Raw genomic sequence first — 20,537 nt, forward strand, 5'->3', positions numbered from 1 at the left:
TTGAAAATCAAGCATCTTCAATGATCACGGGTATAGTACTGAAGAAGATGAGCACGATACCTATGTAATATCGACACGTCAGTCGGCAGTATTAGCCGATCAAGTCAGTGTTCGAGGGACTAAATTACAGTATTACTCTAGCACTGGACAACCTATCTATTTGGGCTTACCGACTATTACTAGTCAAGAACCAAATACAGAATTGTGGTTAGGTAATAAACGGCTAGGAGACGCTCATCAAGCGGGCTTGTTTGGTATTCAATCGGTACGTTTAAAGGCGAGTGGTAATCGCACAATGCTTCGTAAACGACTCGCTATTCTTCCGCAGTCATTCCACCTTGAGCTGAAGCCGTCTAAGCAGGCTAATAGTGGTTTTGTCGATCTTCATTGTGAAAGGAACTTATTTGTATCCATAGAAGGCGAACAGGTCTCCTATAAACAAACCAATATAGAAGGTGGCAAAAGAATCAAGGTGATAGCCGAAGGGTCACCACCAGCGGATATTATTCTCTCTATCAGCGCAAACCTGATGGCTGACCCGATAAAAGTACGGGTACCTTTTCCTGCCTCAGGAGCGTTAACCTTTGACAAACATGGTAACGGTTTAGCTAAGAGAATCACTATCGATGATTTATTAGGTGCGCGTATTCAGTTTTTCCCGCGTGTAGATGTAGCGGCGAGTTATTATATTGAATTGAAAGGGCCGATGAGGTCTCGTGATGCGTCTTATTATTGGGAGTACAAGGTTACCGATAAGGTCCTAGAGGTCAGTCTATATGAGTTTCGTCATCGAATTCGAGAACTACTGGCGGCATCTGGTGAGCTGGATGATGAAGTTCGAATGGTCATTGGAGGAGCTGGCTGTAGAGAGCAGCAAACAATCATTGGACGATATGCTACAGAAGCTCAACAGTTCAATGAGACAGTAAGTTTTAATGTAAAACTGGAAAATGACCTAGTTATTAAGCCAGAATTAATTAATTTGGCTGACCCTGCAGAAAAACCGCATGCCCTTCAACAAAGATATTCAAATGGCGTAGCGACAGGCGTATTCGAGCTAAATACAAAGTTATCTCAGCCAGCGTTAATCGTTCCTTCAAACAATACTCAGCTTGCTTTTCGAGCGAAGTTTATTCCGAGTAGTGAACCTATTGAACGTTCTAATGATGTAAAAACCTTAAATAAGGCTGTGGCGCTATTTCATCCAGTAACTAACCCAAACGCGATAGCCGATGTTCTTCCAATGTTAGCTAATGATTTTAACCACAGTAGTTGGCGATTTATTAACGACTTGTTTGCTAATTACTCACACTTGCCAATGGCGACCTTTGAAGTGTGGAAAGCATTAGTGAAACATACTGCTTGCTTATCTGCACTAGCGTTTAAAGCAGATAACCCCGTTCAATTAATGGAACGCTTGAAAGTTGAATTCAATGTTATTTGGGAGCTTATACCGCTGAGTATTTGGCGGTCACATATTGTTAAGTTTCGCCAGATGTTACTAGATATAGGGCTACCTGAAAAAGTGGTAGATAACAAAGTTAAGAGCAAGCTAGAAACTCTTTCTGAGTTTTCGCCACTGTTTGAAAAGCAGTGCTGTTCACTAATTGACGATCAATTTATACAACAAGAAGCGAATTTGCCAGCTGTCTTTCAATATTGTCTGCCTGAATGGAGCCAAGATTTGGTGCGAGTTCATTTGTCTGACCGTGAGTGGCCGGCAGCATTTAGTTTTGAGTTAGAAACATGGTGCAAAAAACACTGTGAATCGCTTATTCATTTCGAAGTCATTCGTGGGTTCCACAAGAGCGTCCTTTATTTTCCGGTCTTTGCAGCTGCAGTGGCGTGTGGAAAAGTTCATTTGGAAGAGCTGACACCGACACTTTATCCCTTAGATTATTTCCATTTACGACAGATTGTTGAGTTTGACCGCCATTGGTTTAACCCGGTATTTCAAAGTGCATTATGCGTATTTGCCCAAGAGGAAGCTTAAATGAAGCAATATTTTGCCACCCTAAAACAACAAGCTAATAGCCGAGCAAAAGAGTCGACTTTAAGTATTTTGGGTATTAAGAATCCGGCTCTTAGAAACCATTTAAGTGAGCGAATGGAAACGGATGAAAAGTTTGTTCACGGTCCTGTGTTTGAGCAAATGTTCGCTTGGGAAGCAGACGAGATAACGATAGAAGACCTCTCTACCTCCGCTCATAACAACTTACTCAGCCCTGAGTTACTAAATGCATTAGATGTTTCACCACATAAAGAAGGATGTAAAAAAGACAGTAGCTGCAAGTGTAAATATGTATTGAATAGAGAAATAAAACCCTACAAACATCAATTGAAAGCATGGAAAGGGTTACTTGATCCTCGCCCTCAATCTCAAATTATCACCAGTGGAACTGGATCAGGCAAGACTGAATGTTTCATGGTACCTATACTCGAAGATTTGTACAGAGAGACACAGCAGACAAGCCGTTCGCTAACAGGGGTGAGAGCGTTATTTCTATATCCTTTGAATGCGTTAATAAACTCGCAGAAAGAACGATTGAATGCTTGGACGACGCACTTTAATGGTGATATTCGATTTTGTCTGTATAACGGAAATACACCTAATGACCTTAAAGCCCAAGATAGGCAAAGGCAAAGAAAGCAGCCTCAGGAAGTACTTTCTAGAAAGTTGATGCGAGAAAACCCAGCTCCTATTTTGGTAACCAATGGAACCATGTTGGAGTATATGTTGGTGAGGCAAGCCGACGCACCCATCATCCAAAAGTCACAGGGTAAGTTGCGTTGGATCGTACTAGATGAAGCACATACGTATATTGGTTCGCAAGCCGCTGAACTTGCTTTGCAGCTAAGACGTGTTATGCAAGCTTTTGATGTTAAGCCTGAGGATATTCGATTTATTGCGACATCTGCAACAATTGCGGGTGCTGAAGCTGAAACACAACTTAAAGAATACCTCGCTAGGCTAGCTAATGTAGGCGTAGAGCAGGTAGCTGTCATTGGGGGGAGACGTGTAGTTCCTGGCTTACCCAAAGTAACGCCAGCAGATTTAACTCTTAGTGAAATAGAAGCGATAGAGCCAGAGGGTGAACAACCCAAAGATAAGAAGCGGAGCCAAAATTCGGAAGTATCAGAGCGTCGATACTCTGCTTTAGCGAGTTCTGCACTAGCCGTTAAAATACGAGAGTTGTTAGCTGGCGACAATGTAGGCCCGGTACATTACGCTGAATTACTCGATAAATTAAAACCTTATGATTTAAACGAAGCAGAGTTATGCCGATGGCTGGATATCTGTACCGGAACCAAACATTCTCATAGCAGTGAGGCGTTTTTAAAACTCAGAGCTCATTATTTTCAGCGAACGTTGCATGGTTTGTGGTGCTGTATTGACCCAAACTGCCCGAATAAACAGCAGTCTAAATTGAATGGCGCGTGGCCATTTGGGTTTGTTTATAGTGAGCATCGTCAGAAATGTCATTGTGGGGCAGCAGTGCTTGAATTAGCGTTTTGCAATGATTGTAACGAACCACATTTATTGGCAACTGATCACAATGGTCACTTGCAACAATGGACCGGAAAAATTAATGATGAGTTTTCATTGCTTGATGAAGAAGAAAAAGAGGTAGACGAGGAGCGCTCAGATCAGTTTTCTAAAAACAGAACCGCAAGTGATACTCAAGTTGTTATTGGAGCAAAACAGAGCGATGAATATAAATACCAATTAAAAGGATTTGATACTGCTGGGCGCGAAGAATCTTTGGAAAACAGTTCAATTCACTTAGCTGAGTTGATGAGTGAATCGCAACAGTGCTGCGAATGTGGTTACTCAGGTAGAGGTCAGTACAGTAAAGCGTTACGAAGAGGGTTACTGGGGGCGCCATTCTATACAGCGATTGCTGTACCAACAGTATTGGAATACTGCCCAGATATTGAGGTGGATAAAGAATCCAAGATAGGCCCTAACTCTGTTCCTGGTCGAGGACGTCGGTTAATTACCTTTACCGATAGTCGACAAGGAACGGCAAAAATGTCAATTCGTATGCAGCAAGAAGCCGAACGGTCGCGATTGCGAGGTTTGGTATTTAAGGAGCTTCGTAGGCATGTGGAAGAGAAAGTCGTTATAGATGAGGCGTTACTCGACAGCGTAAAAGACTACTTGAGTATGCCTATCGAAAAATTACGAGTTATGCTGCCATCCATCGAAAAATCCATGCCTGAAGATGCTAAGGCACTAAAAGAATATATTGATATTGCCAGTAGTTCGGTTGCTATACCTTTGCCTCAAACAATCACTTGGTCTGATCTTGCAGCTGTTATTAAACAAGATAATGATTTAAAAGAGTCGATGTTAAAAGAGAACAAGCGGTTATCGCCAGAAATTTTCGATGATTCGACAGGACCTCTACGACTGACTCAAATGCTACTGACGAGAGAGTTTGCAAGACGACCAAAAAATAGAAACAATCTAGAGACTCAGGGGTTAGTTAAAATAGTCTACCCGGCATTGGACAAAATCGAGGCTGTCCCGGAGCTTTGGGGGAATTATGGTCTAACGGTAAAAGATTGGCGTGATTACCTTAAAGTTTGTTTGGATTTTTTTGTACGTGAAAACTCTTATATAACCATTGATCGTGAATGGATTCGTTGGATCGGTATGCACTTTTCACCTAAAACTTTGTTAGGGCCTGACGCGAGTGATGTCGATGAAAACAGAGCCAAGAGTTGGCCGTTAGTACGAAAAGGCAGTAAACGTCAACAACGTATAATTACTTTGCTCACTGTCGCCACTGGCATTGATATTACGAGTACGGCAGGGGAGGACACGGTTAATGGCTGGTTGGTTTCTGCTTGGAATGCGTTAACCGGTTCGAAAATCTTGCAAGATTCAACAGCAGATAAACAATATAGTTTGAACCTGACTAATGTCAGTTTTTCATTGATGAATTCGGCTTATATATGTCCGATTACGAACAAACTGCTAGACACTACGTTTAAAGGAATTACTCCTTATATTCCGTTTAAAGGCCAGTTAGATGGCAACCTATGTGAAAAAGTGAAACTTCCCGCCGTATGGGCTTTCGAAGGAAGTGATGACTTCTTGCTTTCACTTATCTTAATGCGCAAAGATATTGCGAATTCACCGGAAGTAAGATCACTTAGAGAGCAGAATTTGTGGACGGATATTAATGATCGAACGGTAGAGGGTGGTTTTTACTATGCTTCAGCAGAACACTCTGCACAACAATCCGCTGAGCGACTTAAAATCTATGAGGATGAGTTTAAAGTTGGTAGGAAAAATGTCCTCAACTGCTCTACAACAATGGAAATGGGCGTTGATATCGGTGGTATTACTGCGGTAGTGATGAATAATGTACCACCACACCCAGCGAACTATCTTCAGCGAGCAGGCCGAGCTGGTCGATCTAAAGAATCTAGAGCGATAAGTTACACACTATGTAAAAGTAATCCCCATGATATGTTGGTTTTTAATAACCCGAAATGGCCATTTACTACTGTTATATCAGCCCCTCATGTTGCATTTTCGTCTGAGAAATTGGTGCAGAGACATGTAAACTCATTTTTGATGGGACGCTTTTTAATCGAAGAAGTTGGTTTAACAAGTAAAGAAAAATTTAACTTAGATCTTGAGTGGTTTAACACAAAGGTGAATGACGAAAAATCTATCGCAGAACGTTATATCAACTGGGTCAAAACGTGTGATAAGAGGTTTCAATCAGCCTTAGCTACTTTAGTTAAAGGTACAGCGTTGAGAAATGCTCCTTTAGCACACATCTGTAAACACTCAGCAAAGAAAATAGAGGAAATCACCACTCGGTGGGTAAATGAATATCAATACATAGAAAATGAATTGGTTGGCGTTGATCCTGATGGCCCTTATGCTTATAAGCTAAATAGTGAGAAGTCTCGTTTATGTCGAGAGTACTTACTACGGGATTTAGCAACAAGAGCGTTCCTTCCTGGGTATGGATTCCCTACTGATGTCGTAAACTTGGATACCGATAATATCGTTGATTTTAGAAGGCGGCTTCAATTTAGGAATGTTAGTAAACTCGATCGAGAGGATAATGTTTCTATCAATCGAGGATTGCCAAGTCGAAACCTAGCTGTTGCAATTCGAGAGTATGCTCCCGGTTCAGAAATAGTACTTGATGGCAGAGTACATAGAGCGGCAGGTATCTCGCTGAATTGGCAGAAAATTCACGTTGATGGTGCGAAAGATTCTCAGAAATTTGACTTAGCTTGGCGTTGCCCAAGTTGTGGTCAGACAGGCTACGAAACGGATCTAGAAATACAATCTGATTCAAATAACCTTATATGCACTAATATAGCTTGTGGCCAAAATGTCCCAGACAATACTGATTGTCGAAAAAAAGTGATTCAACCTACAGGCTTTGTTACTGATTATTATCGAGAACCAACAAATAATATTTCTAATAATAATTATGTTCCCGTTCAACCTTCTTGGGTTATTGCATCAGGTACAGCAACGCCATTACCAATGCCTGCACTTGGTTATATGGTGGCGGATGCCAATGGCAAGGTCTTCCATCATAGTTCTGGATTGTCGGGCAAAGGGTATGCGTTATGTATGGCTTGCGGCCGCGCAGAGTCAATGACAGCGAAAGGTGAGTTGCCAAAAGCACTTAACTTTGAAAAAACACATAAACCACCGCGTCCTAGTAAATTCGATAAAGATGAAGTAGGTCGACACGCTGATTGTGACGGGTCTGCCAAGATAATGTCTTCGATTCATTTAGGTATTAACTCCCGAACCGATGTATTTGAATTGGTGATTAAGAACCCTAAAACAGGTGAATACATACCTGATAATGAGCAGGGTCGAAAAATAGCGACCACATTAGCTGTGGCACTACGAAAGTGCTTAGTAGAGCAGCTCGGTGTCTCTACAAACGAAATCCAGTATAGCGTTAGGCCAACAGTTATTGGTGATAATCAACACGCATTAGTGCTTCAGTTGTTCGACAGCGTGGGCGGTGGTGCCGGATTTTCGACATCCGCGCCATTTCATATTTCCGAGATATTGAATGGATTAGTTGGAAAACTTGATTGTAGGAAGCAATGTGACGCGTTTTGTCCTGAATGCCTTTTAGAGTCGGATTCGAAACACGATACCGATAAACTCGATCGCATGTTAGCGATAGAATGGTTAGGGGATAATTTTAAACATTACGTATCACTCTCGACTAAGCACCAAAACCTTATCAAAGATGGAAAATACTGCCCTCAAACTATCGAGGCGCAGTTGACCGATTTACTCAATGAAAAGGTATCGGAATGTTTATTTGTTCTTTCTTCTGAAGTCGAAGGGTGGGATACCTCTCTTGTCTTGATGAAATCGAAATTGCATGAACTATTAGCGAAGAATATCGCTGTTTCAATAGTCGTCCCTAAAGTTGAATTCACAGATGAAATTGTGAGTTTCTTAAGGGAAATACAAAAAATTGGCGTTCAGCTTAAATATGGAAAAGAGTGTGGAGCTATTGTTTTTCAAGGCTTAACAGGTAGCGGTTGGTCTACACTAGCGAACCTTGATATTAAAGCAACCACCCCTGGAGAGCATTGGCTTACAGCGGAAGATATTTCCATTGTTTCTTATAGTGAACCAGAAATAGCGACAACCCCTTTCGAATTAGACTCCATGGAGCCAACCCACTTGTTAGGAGCCGTCCATGTTGATCTTACGACTGAATTGAATGGATCGTTATCAAACTTCGGCAGAGGTTTTGTTAACTTATTGAAGAGTAAAGATGAGCGATTAACAAAACTCTTCAAAGATGGTGAATTGAAGAGCATTTCGTACTCAGATAGGTATCTCCAAAGTCCGGTTTCTTTATTGTTGCTAGCTGAAGTACTCAAAGCGCTAGGAGAAACATCGGATTGCCAAATAGAAGTAAATAGCTGTTTTGATGAACAAAATCGAGGCCCATTTGCCGTTAATCATGATTGGAACAATCGCTACGATTACGATGCAATATTTAATGCCTGGTTGACTCATATGGCGGGCAAAAGAGTCGATATAAATATAATTGATAACAAACGCGAAGTACCGCACCGAAGAGCAATACAGTTGCATTTTTCTACCGGTGATATCGTTGAGGTCATTCTAGACCAAGGCTTTGGGTATTGGCGATTAGGTCTTGCTGGTGGGATGCATCGATTTGATTTCATGAGAGATACGCAAGATCAGATAAAGCGGCTAATTGATATTTATAAATTGGCTAAGGTGTCTAATAGTGCAAGCTGGTCTACTTGGATTGCAATTAACGTGTTGTAGGCATTTCGAATGTTAATAGGTTAAAAATGAAAATAACATCACTTACCGTTGGTGGATTCAAAGGTATTAAGAATAAAGCCACGATTCCACTCGCACCTATCACGTTGTTCTTTGGGGCAAACAGTACAGGTAAAAGCACTGTATTACATGCATTACTGTATCTGTATGAAGTGATCGCTAAACGTAATTTTGATGCACAGTACAGCTCAATCGCTGGGGAGTCGCTCTACTTTGGTGGTTTTCACAATATTGTTCATGGTAAGGATTTAAATGGAGTTATCACCTTAGGTGCAACACTAGATTTTAGAGATGGAGTGGCGGATATTTGGGATGATTATTTGTCCAGCTCTGAACAATGGTTACTAGAATCCCATTTAGGCTTTACACCAGATTCAGACGCTGATGTTGTATCATTTGAGTTAGACATTAAATGGGACCATACCAAAAGTCGTGCGTTTATCAGCCGATATGTATGTAAAAGCCACGGCATTGAGTATTTCAAAACAACAGCTCAAGCCGGTCGACCAGATTGCCAAATTGCTCACTATCAACCACTGCCACATTGGGAAGTAGATGAATCATTTAAAATCGAAAACCTCTTTGATTCTGGCCAGTGGGAAGATGTCTCAATAAATGGCCAAGATGCGTTGCCGAATATCCATAAAAGGCTTGATCTATCCAACGCACCTTTCGATTGGTCTGATGTTTTCGAAAGTCATCCGTTAGCCGCCCAGTTGTTTGCCGAAGCCTCACTCTCTCAAGCAGCGCTTGCGCCACTAAAGCTATTAGTGAATAAACTTGAAGATTTGCTTCATATTGGGCCGTTACGCATTATGCCAACACGCGCAACCGTCTTGAACAAAAAGACTAGTTCGCAGCGCTGGTATGACGGAACAGCTGGCTGGGAGACCTTCGCCTTTGCCAATGAAAGAGTAAAAGCCAAAACTAATGAAAAGTTCGTTAGTAGCCAGTTCTTTGGCACTAATTACTGCTTTGAGTCTCCAGCTTACGGCGAAGCAAGTTTGAGTGAAAAATCGGTCATCCTTAAAGACTCTCATACTAACATTCCTTTATTGCCATCAAGCGTCGGTGTTGGTGTATCACAAGTCTTCCCATTTGTAGTTGCAACGTCACTTGAACAAGATCTTATCGTGTCGTGCGAGCAGCCTGAATTGCATATTCACCCCAAGTGGCAGTTGGCTTTGGGGGATATGATGATTGAAGCAGTTAAGAATAACCCAGATAGAATGTTTCTCATCGAAACGCATAGTGAGCACTTGATGTTACGCCTTCTAAGAAGAACGGTTGATGAAGGGGCGCTTTCAATAACGCCTGATGAGATTAGCGTTATCAATGTGTTTAAACACGACGAAGAAATCCATTATCAACGCCAGCGTATTACAGACAGTGGGGATTTCGAACTTGATTGGCCAGAAGGTTTTTTTGAAGAGCGATATGGAGAGGTGTAAGAATGATCAGAGAATATGCCGTTGATCCTGATGCCTACACAAGAAATCGTGACTCCCTACAACGCTTCTTCACGGACTTTCGGGCTGAGCAGGGCAGAGTTGTGTCTGCAATCCCAAAAAACTGGGAAAGGGCACAACAAGCAAGTATACGCGCTATGGATTTGCAACCAGTAGAACGCAGGAAGTGCTTTGATGAGCTCAGAAAACTTTGTAATACATCTTTGATCCCAGGTATTACAGTACCTGAGCATATTGATGAATGGTTAGCTCAAGCTAGACATGCGAAGGAGAGCTTCGTTATTCAAGCAATAATTACATCTATCTTTAATGAAGCAAATAGTGAATACGATTACGCAAGTATGATGTTTACTCAGCCAAAAGATTGGATAATAAATCAAACCAATAGCGTACCTAGAAATGCCGAATCGTTAGCTGATGCTATTTCCGTGTCACTTGCGCTAGCTGATGTTGCTATGTTTATTGATCCTTACTTTCACCCTTCTGATGATAGATATAGAAGACCTTTTATCGAGTTTATTAATCGACTTGCAGGTGGCCGTCGGCAATGCCGAAGAGCGTTAGTGTTTACTGCAATCCAAGGGGATAAAACCAGGGCAGAATTGCAAAGAGGGCTAGTAGAACATGTTAAACCGTTATTACCAGCCAGATTTGAAGTAGAAATGTCTATTTGGCCATCAAATCAAATGCACGACCGCTTTGTATTAACCAAACAAGTGGGGTATTCATTTGGGCATGGCTTAGATGAAGCAACCTATCAAGACGCGATCGAAGTCAATATACACAGGTTAGCTGAAACGGCTAGGCATGCTGAGTATCGTAAGTTTTCGAACACAGCTATTCGTCAAGGAGAGCCAATTGTCATCGTTGGCACGTAGAAAACTACACAAATATTAATGTCATTGGTTTCTTCGGGTGCCTCTTTTTTGGTCAAAGGTTAGGTTTTTATGCGTCTTCAACTCAGTGCCACTAACGCACTAAACAAATGGCTTAAAGCCGATCTCCCTCGTTTGCCAGTGGAAGAAGGTAAACAAGCTGGAGTAAACAAACTGAGTTCAGATGCCAGCACCCTAAGCTGGCAGGTGCACTTTGTTGAAAACCGTTACCAATCCGTAGAGAAAACCCTGGTCGTCTGTGAAGCCAACAGCCGCTTCACCTATTTTATTCCGCTCAATGGCCTATTTATCACGCCCGACGAACTCGCTGAAAGGTTAGAAATAGAGTGGCAGTTTGCCTTTGTGGAATCCTTGGAAGCGAGCGGCTTAATTACCCATTATGACATCGCCAAACTGCTATCAAAGCTCAATGACATTGAGTTCACACCGCAGTGGATAAAAAACACCGACCTTAGTATTAACGGCCATATTGCTGACGCAGCACAGTGGGTCACGCAAACCTTAGACGATAGAAATATCGAGCGTTTAAACCTGCCACTGGCGTTCGAGATTTCTAACTATATCAATTGCCAAACTAAAAGCATTAAGGTGAACAACAAGAAGCACCGCTTCATCCCAATCGAGCGATTGCTTGACTATGTCCAACAAATTACTAAAGAAAACCCACCTTCTGATGATACGAGTAATGTAGTTCTGTTTAGGCGCTAGTTTGATTTTTTGATTTATCTGAAGGTAATAAAATTTACCACAGGTAAATATGGTTACGGGTTGTGTCGTTACGCTCTAACTTAATTTTAATAAAAACAAAAGGTTATGATTTGGCATGCTAGTTGATTAGTAACTCTTAACTTTCATAGAAAAAGGAAAAAGTTATGGGTTACGAAATAGATTTTTTAGGTGTTGGTGAAGAGTCTAAGAGCGGTGATGCGATCGCACTTCGCTACGGTAATTTACACGGTCATCGTGATGAGCAAACTGTAGTTGTGATTGATGGGGGCTTTCAAAGCACAGGTTCAAAGATTATTGAACACATCAACACTTGTTTCGGCACTTCTAAAGTGGATTTGGTCATCAATACTCACGCTGATCAAGACCACATTAACGGTTTGGAAGCCGTCCTTAATGAACTCGAAGTAAAAGAACTCTGGATTCATCAGCCTTGGCTACATAACCAAGGACTTGCTGATAAATTCAAAGATGGACGCGTAACGGACAACAGCTTAGGGGAACGTCTTAAACAAAACCTCGAAAAAGCGTGGTCACTGGTTAAATTAGCTGAATCGAAAGGGGTCACTATACGTGAACCTTTTACTGGTTTAATGGACACAGGCGGTGGTATTAAGGTTCTCGGTCCTTCTGTCGAATACTACGAATCCCTCATTCCTGATTTCGATGGCATGCCGGAAAAAGCCATTGCAACAAATGCTTTAGAAAGTTTTTTTGAAAAAGCGGCCGCATCTATTCGTCGTTTCTTTGCCACTTGGGGTGAAGACCAGATTGATGATGAAGGGGTCACATCAGCGAAGAATAACTCCAGTGTGATCACCCAATTAGTAGTCGAAGGAAGACGCTCTGTTTTTACCGGTGATGCGGGCATTCAGGCTCTGGAATACGCGGCAGATGAAATCGATCAGTGTACGAGTGGAGCAAACCTTCGATTTATGCAGATTCCTCATCATGGGAGTAAGCGCAATATAGGGGCGACAGTTCTAAATCGTTTAGTTGGAGAGCCTGTCAGCCAAGGTATTTCACGTAACATCACGGCAATTGCTTCTACGGCTAAAAATGGTGAGCCTAAGCACCCACGGAAAGCGGTGATGAATGCTTTCACTCACCGAGGTGTCAAAGCACTAGCGACGCGAGGTTCCGGTATTTGTCACCATTACAATGCGCCTGGCCGTGATGGATGGGATAGTATGAACCCTGATCCATATCACTTCGACTATGAAGAAGAGGTGGCATAATGGCGGGAATCTCTATGAAAACTAATAACATTATCCCGCTCTCAGTACTGATGGTTCTTCAGCTAACAGTGATATCACTTGTAAATCAAAGTGCTTTTGATATCAGTTATGTAGATATACTAAAAGACACGAGTGGTGCGATGTTAGCAATAGGTGCGGTTTCGGGGTGGCTTAGCCACCTCATGCCTCCTGACCTCAAGAGCGTCTTGGTATTTTGGCGATGGAACAATGTGTTACCAGGGCATCGCTTTATACAGTTATCAGAGAAAGATCGACGTATTGACACTGCGCTCCTTAAGGCCCGCGTGTCCGAGTTTGAATTGTTGAAGCAAAATAATAGAGAGCAGAACAGTTATTGGTACAAAGAGTTTTATCGTCCTTCCAATAAGCAGGACGAAGTGGCTTCAACTCACAGAGCTTACTTATTATATCGGGATGCAGCTGCTGTATCTTTTGTCAGTGCCTTTGCGTTACTGGCCGCGAAGCAGTTCTTGGGCGAGTATTTTTCAGAGGTAAGTTATCAGTCTTTGTGGGTATTTACCTTTGCAATCATAGGTTTTGCAATCGCAGCAAAAAATGCGGGGAACAGACTCGTAACAACGGCAATTGCCGTGAGTTTATGACGTGTTTCACTTGGCAACAAAATTAGAAAAGGAATTTATTGTGACAACAACAGTATGTGCAACAACGATGAATAGAAAAGGCAAGTTCCAAGCACTAATGGCTCAGATGAGCGATGGCTTATTGGAAAGGGAGCAGCAAGTCCGACTAATGATGTTAGCAGCACTTTCTGGTGAACATGTATTACTTGTAGGACCACCAGGAACCGCTAAAAGTGAATTGGCAAAGCGATTGTGAGCGGGGTTACTATCATAGAAAACATTGATGACCACCTAGATGTCGATGTTCAGTGTTTTGGCGAAGAGTTTGTTGCTCTGTACCACCAATACTGGACATACTATTAAGCGACTTCAGTTATACTTGATGTAATTAATGGATCGCTAAATTAGTAAGTGTAATAACTCGTTTGTGTCCATAACCTTCACAGTTGGCACTTCGTAACTCAAAAGTGCCCCGAAGTTTGCCAGACTCTGATTTGGGACACACTTCTCTTGTCATCATTTGACCTATTTTTCCTAATAACAGAATATGTATTTAGTTTGATATGGACTGTTATAGCTTTGGCAGAAATGAGGAAGATATGAACACTAAGGAAATCGAAGAGCTTCAAAGGAAAATTGATATTTTTTCAACGCCATTAGATGTTGAAAAGTAAATAGATGAAGGGCTCATTAGCCGCTACAAGAATACCAAAACTCAGTTTGTAATCCATTGTTCTAAAGATGAGTTACCTGAAGAAGTCAGTGTACGGGCAAATAAAATAGAAGTCGTAACAAACAAAGATGGTTCCAACACTCTAGTTTTGGGACTTAACTTAAAAGTCAGAAAATAGTGCGTGTTAAAAACAGCTATTTTGTAGACAAAATGGGGTTTAAATGTGGTCTGATAAAGAGTCCTCACTAGACTTTTTAAATTTTAGTGAAACTGCCGAATCGATTAAGGATCTAATCACCGAAAAGGAATTGATGCCAATATCTGTCGGCGTTTTTGGGGATTGGGGGGCAGGAAAATCAACAATCTTAGAGCTAACCAAAAAGTCAATATCTGAAGAGAAGCAAGACTACATTCAAGTCCATTTCGATGCGTGGATGTATCAAGGCTATGACGATGCTAAAGCGGCTCTATTAGAGACAATTGCATCGACCTTGGTAAAGCAAGCGAAAGACAACGCCAGCTTGAGCAAGAAGGCTAAAGAGTTTGCAGGACGTGTTGACATCATTAGATCTTTGGGATTATTGATGGATGGTGGTGCAGCTTTAGCTGGCGTTCCCACCATGGGTGGTTTTCAGAAGTTAATGGGGCTATTCAGTGGTGGAGAGGATCGCGAACTAGATTTTGGTGATGCCAAGGATGCAGTAGATGGTGCGAAGCAGATAGCTAAAGATAACAAAGAAATTTTAAAGCCTAAAAAGGCTTTTTCACCCCCAAAAGAAATTAAAGAGTTCCGCAAAGCGTACTCAGACTTGTTGAGTGAGTTTGATAAGCCACTCATAGTCTATGTCGATAACTTGGACCGTTGCTCACCATTTAATGCAATTTCGACGCTGGAAGCGATACGACTATTTTTGTTTTTACCAAATACAGCATTCGTGATTGCGGCAGACGAAGATATGATCCGCTTAGCTGTGCCGGAATATCACAAGGGAGCTTCGCAGCGCCATCAAACCGACTACCTTGATAAATTAATTCAAATCCCCGTGCACGTTCCAAGACCTGGTACTCTTGAGATCAGAGCTTACTTGATGATGTTGACTGCTCAAGATCATGGCGTTACGAGTGACCAGTTGGAGGAACTTAGAAAAAGCCTAGAACACTCTCTTCAGCTATCCTGGAAGCAGCCACCCATATCAGTCGATGAGCTATTAGAAATTGACAAGGTTCAAGGTATTCAGAGTAAGGACGAACTCAGAAGTAAGTTCATAGTGGCTGAACAACTTGCTCCATTACTCGCCGAGTCCTCCAATATAAATGGGAACCCTAGAATTGTTAAACGCCTTCTAAATCAGGTAAAGATGAGAAGAAAAACGGCGCTCCGTCGTGGTATGCAGCTAGATGAGAAAACTATTACCAAGTTGGTGATATTTGAGCGTTGCTTAGGTACTCAAGCAACAAACAAGCTGTATGAGTTGATTGATGCTGAGAGTGGATCCCCCAAGATTCTGGCACAACTGGAAGATCCCCAAATTGAATTCGATGATATGGATTTGCCGGAAGAGTGGAACTTGGACTTAGTCTTTCTTGACAAGTGGTCGAAACTACCACCGATGTTTGCAGATATTAATCTGACTCCAGCGGCATACTTAAGTAGAGAAAGCATCCCTATGGGCTCGATGAATGCAGTCATGTCCGGTGCGGCTCAAAACCTTGTCAAAGTATTGATGGAGCAAACTGAAAGACTGAGCCCTACAAGCAAAAATGCAATAGCAGCAACTCCAAAAGAAGATTATTTAGCTGTGATGGATGGATTAATTGAAAACTTCAGGGCTATGAGTGATTGGTCCAAAGCCCCCTCAGGTATGTATGGTGCAAGGTTGCTAGCTCTTGAGGAGCCAAGGTGCAAACAGACGCTATTAGCCTATTTGAAAGAGTTACCGAAGCAAAGGTGGCTAGGACGAATTATCAAGGAATTAGAAGGGAAAGTGTAAATGGGTACTTCAGCATCATCAACGGGTCCTAATAATCAGAGTCCACTTATTCCATCGTGGGCAGAACAAAGTCCATCTGTAACAGTTGAGCCAGCTCAAGGCTCTGAAGGTGAAAATGAGACAAATCAAGGCGGCAAGGAGACGGACAATGAAAAAGTTCAGCATGAGATTGGCAAGCCCATAGGTACTGCCAATTTTACAAACCGCTTTGCAGGAGCTAGAAGAGAATTCGGGAAGTATGCTAAGACTGGAGGTTCAAGCTCTGATTTAAGGCGAGCACTAAAGAGTTACTCTAAAAAAGGCTCTGGTGGTGGAAAAACCACAAGCCGAAGGTTGGCTAGTGGGATAACGGCTGGTACTGGTTTACTTGGCGTAATGCGTGGAGACACTGTTACAGTCAACAACCAAAACCTTTCCTTACGTGACTTGAAAGGTCTCTCCACTGACCAAGCTATTGATAGAATTGCTTCACATTTAGCTCCTGATAATGCCGACTCAGACTCTGTGAGAATTGCCTTAGATTATGCGCTGGAAGAAGCCCTACCAGATACCGAAGATTTCGATCCAAACAGTTTTACAGAAGAAGTGATTCAACAAGCCATCGGCTGCTATTTAACTGATTTGATTTTTCAAGATGTGGTTGAAGGTATGGGTAGGGCTTGGTTCCACGTAGAGCCTGCTAGCAAGCACCATAGCATGGAAGTTGAGCTAAGGGAGCTTATCAAGGTAATTGCTCAAGAGCAGCTAGATAAGGTCACCAATGGCAACCCTAGCAATATCACCAGAGATAACATTACCAAGATTCAAGCAGATGCCATTGCAATGACAGTTGAAGAATGGGAGAGTTTCGATGACTGAATTTTACTTTAATGATAATCCAAACCAATTACCCGAGTTTTCAGAGTCATGCCACCCAGTACAACTCTTCCATACTCACGAATATAATGAAAAAAAACACAGCTTAGCTTCAAGAGGGCTACTGCAAACAGTAAGAGATTTGGGTGTTGCTGTTGAGCCTAAGGCAATCGATTTGATCACAATTGCTTCCGCTGTTACCGCAGCAGATACTTTTGAGTTGAGAGATAAGGCTGAGAATGCTTGGTCAAGGCAAATGCACCTTCACATCCCAGTTAGTGATCCCTGCATGTGGAGTTCAGAAAGAGCTGAGTTGAGCTCAATATTGAACTTTCTTACTGGCGATCAGTGGACGTTCACTTTTGAACAAACAGCAATGAGATTGCCTAAACCGAAGATCAGCGAGCAGGCTAAATCAAAGGCTAAAACCCTGATAGGAAAAAATGCGGTTTGCCTCTTTTCTGGGGGGCTTGATAGCGCCGTGGGTGCCATTGATATCCTTAATGGTGCATCAGATTACAAACCTCTCTTAGTAAGTCATGCCTATCGCGGAGATGGTGCCAAACAGGAAGAAATTAAGACTTTGTTGTCTTCTCCATTTGCAGCGCTCTCCTATTCGATGTCTCCTCACATCATTAAAGCTTGCGAAGGTAGAACAGACATAAGTATGCGCGGGAGAAGCTTTAACTTCTTAGCGATGGCTGTATTGGGCATTTCCGCTCTGAGAAGCGCTAACGATAATACCAGTATTAAAACCATTATCGTTCCTGAGAATGGCTATATCTCAATCAATCCACCATTAACTAGAAGGCGAATAGGTAGTCACAGTACGAGAACTACGCACCCCAACTTCTTGCAGAGGTTGGAAGAATTGCTGAGGCGTACAGGTTTTGACGTCAAATTTGTAAACCCTTATCAGTTTAAAACAAAGGGGGAGATGTTGGCTGAGTGTGTTGACCAAAACGCTATCAGAAAAGCCGTACCGTTAAGCGTTTCATGCAGTCATTGGCACAGAGAACACATACAATGTGGGCACTGCTTGCCTTGTCTAATTAGAAGAGCATCGGTTCATCATGCTGGCTTTGATGATGATGCACCATATAAAACAAAGCGATTGAAAACGCTAATTAAAGAGAAGGATACAAGAGACGACCTGCAAGCAGTTCAAACAGCCATTATCCGGTTGAAGCAAACCAATAATTACAAATCTTGGCTACGTAAATCTGGTCCAATCCCACTAGATAAGTCTATACGTAATGCCTTGGAATCAACGCTTAAGCGTGGTTTGATGGAAGTTGAAGTGTTTATACAGCTTAGTATCAAGTTTGAAGTGCGACACTTTTTAAAGATGCGCATGAATATACTCCAGTGGTGTTCTATACCCAAGTCTTTTGCGTGGGCGCATATTTAATTTGTGTGCAATTTCATTGCAGAGCTTCTGTGTCACGTGTGACATAGAAGTTCGTTTTGGTAAGTATTGTCGTATTAAGCCATTGGTGTTTTCATTAGTTCCTCGCTCCCATGAGTGGTATGGATTTGCAAAGTAAAACAGACAGTTATGATGTTTTTCTAGTTGTGCATAACCATGAAATTCAGTGCCGTTATCCGCAGTTATCGTCTTAAAAGGTAAGTCAGAGCGGGTCACGATTTTGCTCATTCTTACGTTGAGCGACTCGCTTGTTCTATCGTCCATTTGCCCAATAAAAGTGTAGCCAGTCATTCTGTCGACTAAAGTCACGATGCAGTGCTTGGTTCCGCGGCCAACGACGGTATCAATTTCCCAATGGCCAGGCTCATTTCGATGCTCAGCTTTTGCAGGTCTTTCGGTAATATGACGCTTTGCTGCCAGCCGACCTCGGCTGTCTTTTGAGTTATACCTTTTGCGCCTTTTCTTGGTAGATTGGCGTAGGTGTTTCCATAGTGTTCCACCGAGAGTTTTGTCGTTCCAAATATGCTGATAAATGAGCTCGTGACTCATTGTTGGATAGCCTCTTACCCTTAGGTATCCGACGATTTGGTCAGGGCTCCAATCCAGTCGTAGCAAGGCTTCAGGTAACCTGAAGTCGATTTCGCTGTAGCGCTTATTTCTGCGCGAGCGACTCAGCCGGTTGCGAGCCATTTGTTGGGCTCTCCACGCCTGATAGGAGTACCTTTTAAAGTGTCTGTTGTATCGGGAATTGCGTTCAATTTCTCGATAGATAGTAGCTTTGTGACGACCCAGTTGTTTAGCTATTTTAGCGGTACTAATTCCTTGCTTTCTGAGTGCAGAAATCATATACCTTTCGTTCTCAGTGAGGTGCGTGTATCTCATGTTTTTTACTTCTTGGCGGGAGCAAACTTCATGATTATCGCATCTCACTGTTTTTATGTTCAGAGGTGTCGCACTTCGTACTTGAATCCAAGCAGGCAAACAAAACATCATGATGGATATGCATTGCCATGTTGATCTATACCCCGAACATCAGAAGGTATTGGATGACATTGAACGCTCAAACTATTACGTATTATCTGTAACAACAGTGCCTTCAGCCTTCGAAGGCACTGTTAATCTCACAAAAGGGCTTAAGCATTGCAAAACTGCTTTGGGATTGCACCCTCAGCTAGCTCATTTAAGGAAAAATGAACTACCAGTTTTCGATCGACTTATAGAGAAAACTAAATATATAGGTGAGATCGGACTAGATGGATCAAAAGGCTGGAGGGAGCATTTTGATGACCAATTATTGGTTTTTAATCACATTCTGAAAAAATGTGAGTCATTCAATGATAAAGTTCTAACAATACATAGCCTGAATGCGGTAGACGAAACCTTAATGTGTTTGAGAAAACACCCGAAAGCTGGCATCCCTGTTCTCCACTGGTTTTTGGGGACAAAAAAGCAGTTATTAGAAGCTGTCGATATAGGTTGTTATTTTTCAGTTGGACCAGCAATGCTTTTCTCAGCACGTGGAAAGCGACTTATATCTTGGTTACCAAAAGATAAGATTCTTCTAGAAACAGATGGGCCATTTGCGAAAGTTTCGGGGAAAATTCTGTTCCCCTCAGATGTTGATACCGTAATTCAGTATCTTTCTAAAGAATGGGAAGTGTCTCAATCAGATACAGTTAGACAGTTGAAGAATAATTTACGTCAATTGGTTGCTAATAAAGCAGGTTTTTGAATACATCTTCGTAGACAGGGAATAATGAACACAGTAATTCATGTTTATCTAATTTAGAAAAGTCACTGACAAGATTTTGTCGAGAAACGTGTTTCAGCGGATGGTCAAGACTTTGTGATCACCGAGCGATTCTATCGTACCTTAATTACCAAGCAACTTTGTCATATGTTAACTAGCGGCTGAATTTGTCGGTGAGGTGAGGGGGATATAGGGGTATTTCTCTGTAAGAAAGTTTCCTACATAAAAATTTGATCTCGATACTGCGTGTCACAAAAATATCAACTTATGGTTGTTTTGGGTGATATCAACATATGGTTGTTTTGTAGGTAAGTTACTGGTTATAAAGGATTATGAAATATCACTTTATGATTGTATCAACAGTATCGACATGTTTCAACATCAATAATTAATCTGAGCCGCTTTTGCGGCTCTTTTTTATACAAATGAGTTTGTTTCAATCAATAAGATTACCTATATATTCTATTTGATTCGGTTGGTTTTGATTTATACAACCAAACGTAATCTATACCACTTGACGATAAGGCGCGCTTAAATTGGTTGGTTACTGATGTACGGCCACCTAGT

At 41.9% G+C, this 20,537-nt stretch carries 13 protein-coding genes; 12 read left to right on the forward strand and 1 reads right to left on the reverse strand.

Annotation, left to right across the window (positions count from 1 at the left end):
* Positions 1-13 precede the first annotated feature (13 nt).
* The 11 genes from N5E84_RS17570 to qatC all read left to right on the forward strand — a co-directional run bounded on the left by N5E84_RS17570 (position 14) and on the right by qatC (position 18,202).
* A complete protein-coding gene (locus tag N5E84_RS17570; protein WP_206499666.1) occupies positions 14-1,993 on the forward strand; it encodes an STY4851/ECs_5259 family protein in 1,980 nt (659 codons plus the stop codon).
* Entirely contained in the window at positions 1,994-8,323 is a 6,330-nt protein-coding gene (locus N5E84_RS17575; RefSeq protein ID WP_019281655.1) for a DEAD/DEAH box helicase, read from the forward strand.
* Between the two features lie 26 nt (positions 8,324-8,349).
* Positions 8,350-9,792 carry an AAA family ATPase gene (locus tag N5E84_RS17580; RefSeq protein WP_069212166.1) on the forward strand — a complete coding sequence of 481 codons (1,443 nt, stop codon included), beginning with the start codon at positions 8,350-8,352 and terminating at the stop codon, positions 9,790-9,792.
* A 2-nt stretch (positions 9,793-9,794) separates the two neighbouring features.
* Positions 9,795-10,688 carry a hypothetical protein gene (locus tag N5E84_RS17585; protein WP_019281653.1) on the forward strand — a complete coding sequence of 298 codons (894 nt, stop codon included), beginning with the start codon at positions 9,795-9,797 and terminating at the stop codon, positions 10,686-10,688.
* 69 nt (positions 10,689-10,757) lie between these two features.
* A complete protein-coding gene (locus tag N5E84_RS17590) occupies positions 10,758-11,414 on the forward strand; it encodes an amino acid adenylation (RefSeq protein WP_069212165.1) in 657 nt (218 codons plus the stop codon).
* Positions 11,415-11,578: 164 nt separating this feature from the next.
* A complete protein-coding gene (locus N5E84_RS17595) occupies positions 11,579-12,670 on the forward strand; it encodes a ComEC/Rec2 family competence protein (protein WP_069212164.1) in 1,092 nt (363 codons plus the stop codon).
* 14 nt (positions 12,671-12,684) lie between these two features.
* A complete protein-coding gene (locus N5E84_RS17600; RefSeq protein WP_237333967.1) occupies positions 12,685-13,293 on the forward strand; it encodes a hypothetical protein in 609 nt (202 codons plus the stop codon).
* 40 nt (positions 13,294-13,333) lie between these two features.
* Positions 13,334-13,528: an ATP-binding protein gene (locus tag N5E84_RS17605; protein ID WP_231494641.1), complete on the forward strand. Its 195-nt coding sequence runs from the start codon at positions 13,334-13,336 to the stop codon at positions 13,526-13,528.
* Between the two features lie 638 nt (positions 13,529-14,166).
* Positions 14,167-15,936: a P-loop NTPase fold protein gene (locus N5E84_RS17610; protein ID WP_019281649.1), complete on the forward strand. Its 1,770-nt coding sequence runs from the start codon at positions 14,167-14,169 to the stop codon at positions 15,934-15,936.
* Complete coding sequence (locus N5E84_RS17615; RefSeq protein ID WP_019281648.1) at positions 15,937-16,794, forward strand: hypothetical protein; 858 nt, start codon at positions 15,937-15,939, stop codon at positions 16,792-16,794.
* The gene (gene qatC, locus N5E84_RS17620; protein ID WP_232513694.1) at positions 16,787-18,202 is read left to right on the forward strand and encodes a Qat anti-phage system QueC-like protein QatC; all 1,416 of its coding nucleotides are present in this window, start codon (positions 16,787-16,789) and stop codon (positions 18,200-18,202) included. The genes N5E84_RS17615 and qatC overlap by 8 nt, the downstream gene beginning before the upstream one ends.
* Here qatC and N5E84_RS17625 read toward each other — a convergent pair.
* Positions 18,134-19,102 (reverse strand): IS30-like element ISVa6 family transposase, encoded by a 969-nt coding sequence (locus tag N5E84_RS17625; protein WP_081245537.1) that lies wholly within the window; start codon positions 19,100-19,102, stop codon positions 18,134-18,136. The genes qatC and N5E84_RS17625 overlap by 69 nt on opposite strands.
* Before the next feature lie 109 nt (positions 19,103-19,211).
* On the opposite strand from N5E84_RS17625, the gene qatD reads away from it, so the two are divergent.
* A complete protein-coding gene (gene qatD / locus N5E84_RS17630; protein WP_029388143.1) occupies positions 19,212-19,952 on the forward strand; it encodes a Qat anti-phage system TatD family nuclease QatD in 741 nt (246 codons plus the stop codon).
* The last annotated feature ends 585 nt before the right edge of the window (positions 19,953-20,537 follow it).

It is taken from the genome of Vibrio sp. J502 (assembly GCF_025397955.1).
GTDB lineage: Bacteria > Pseudomonadota > Gammaproteobacteria > Enterobacterales > Vibrionaceae > Vibrio > Vibrio anguillarum.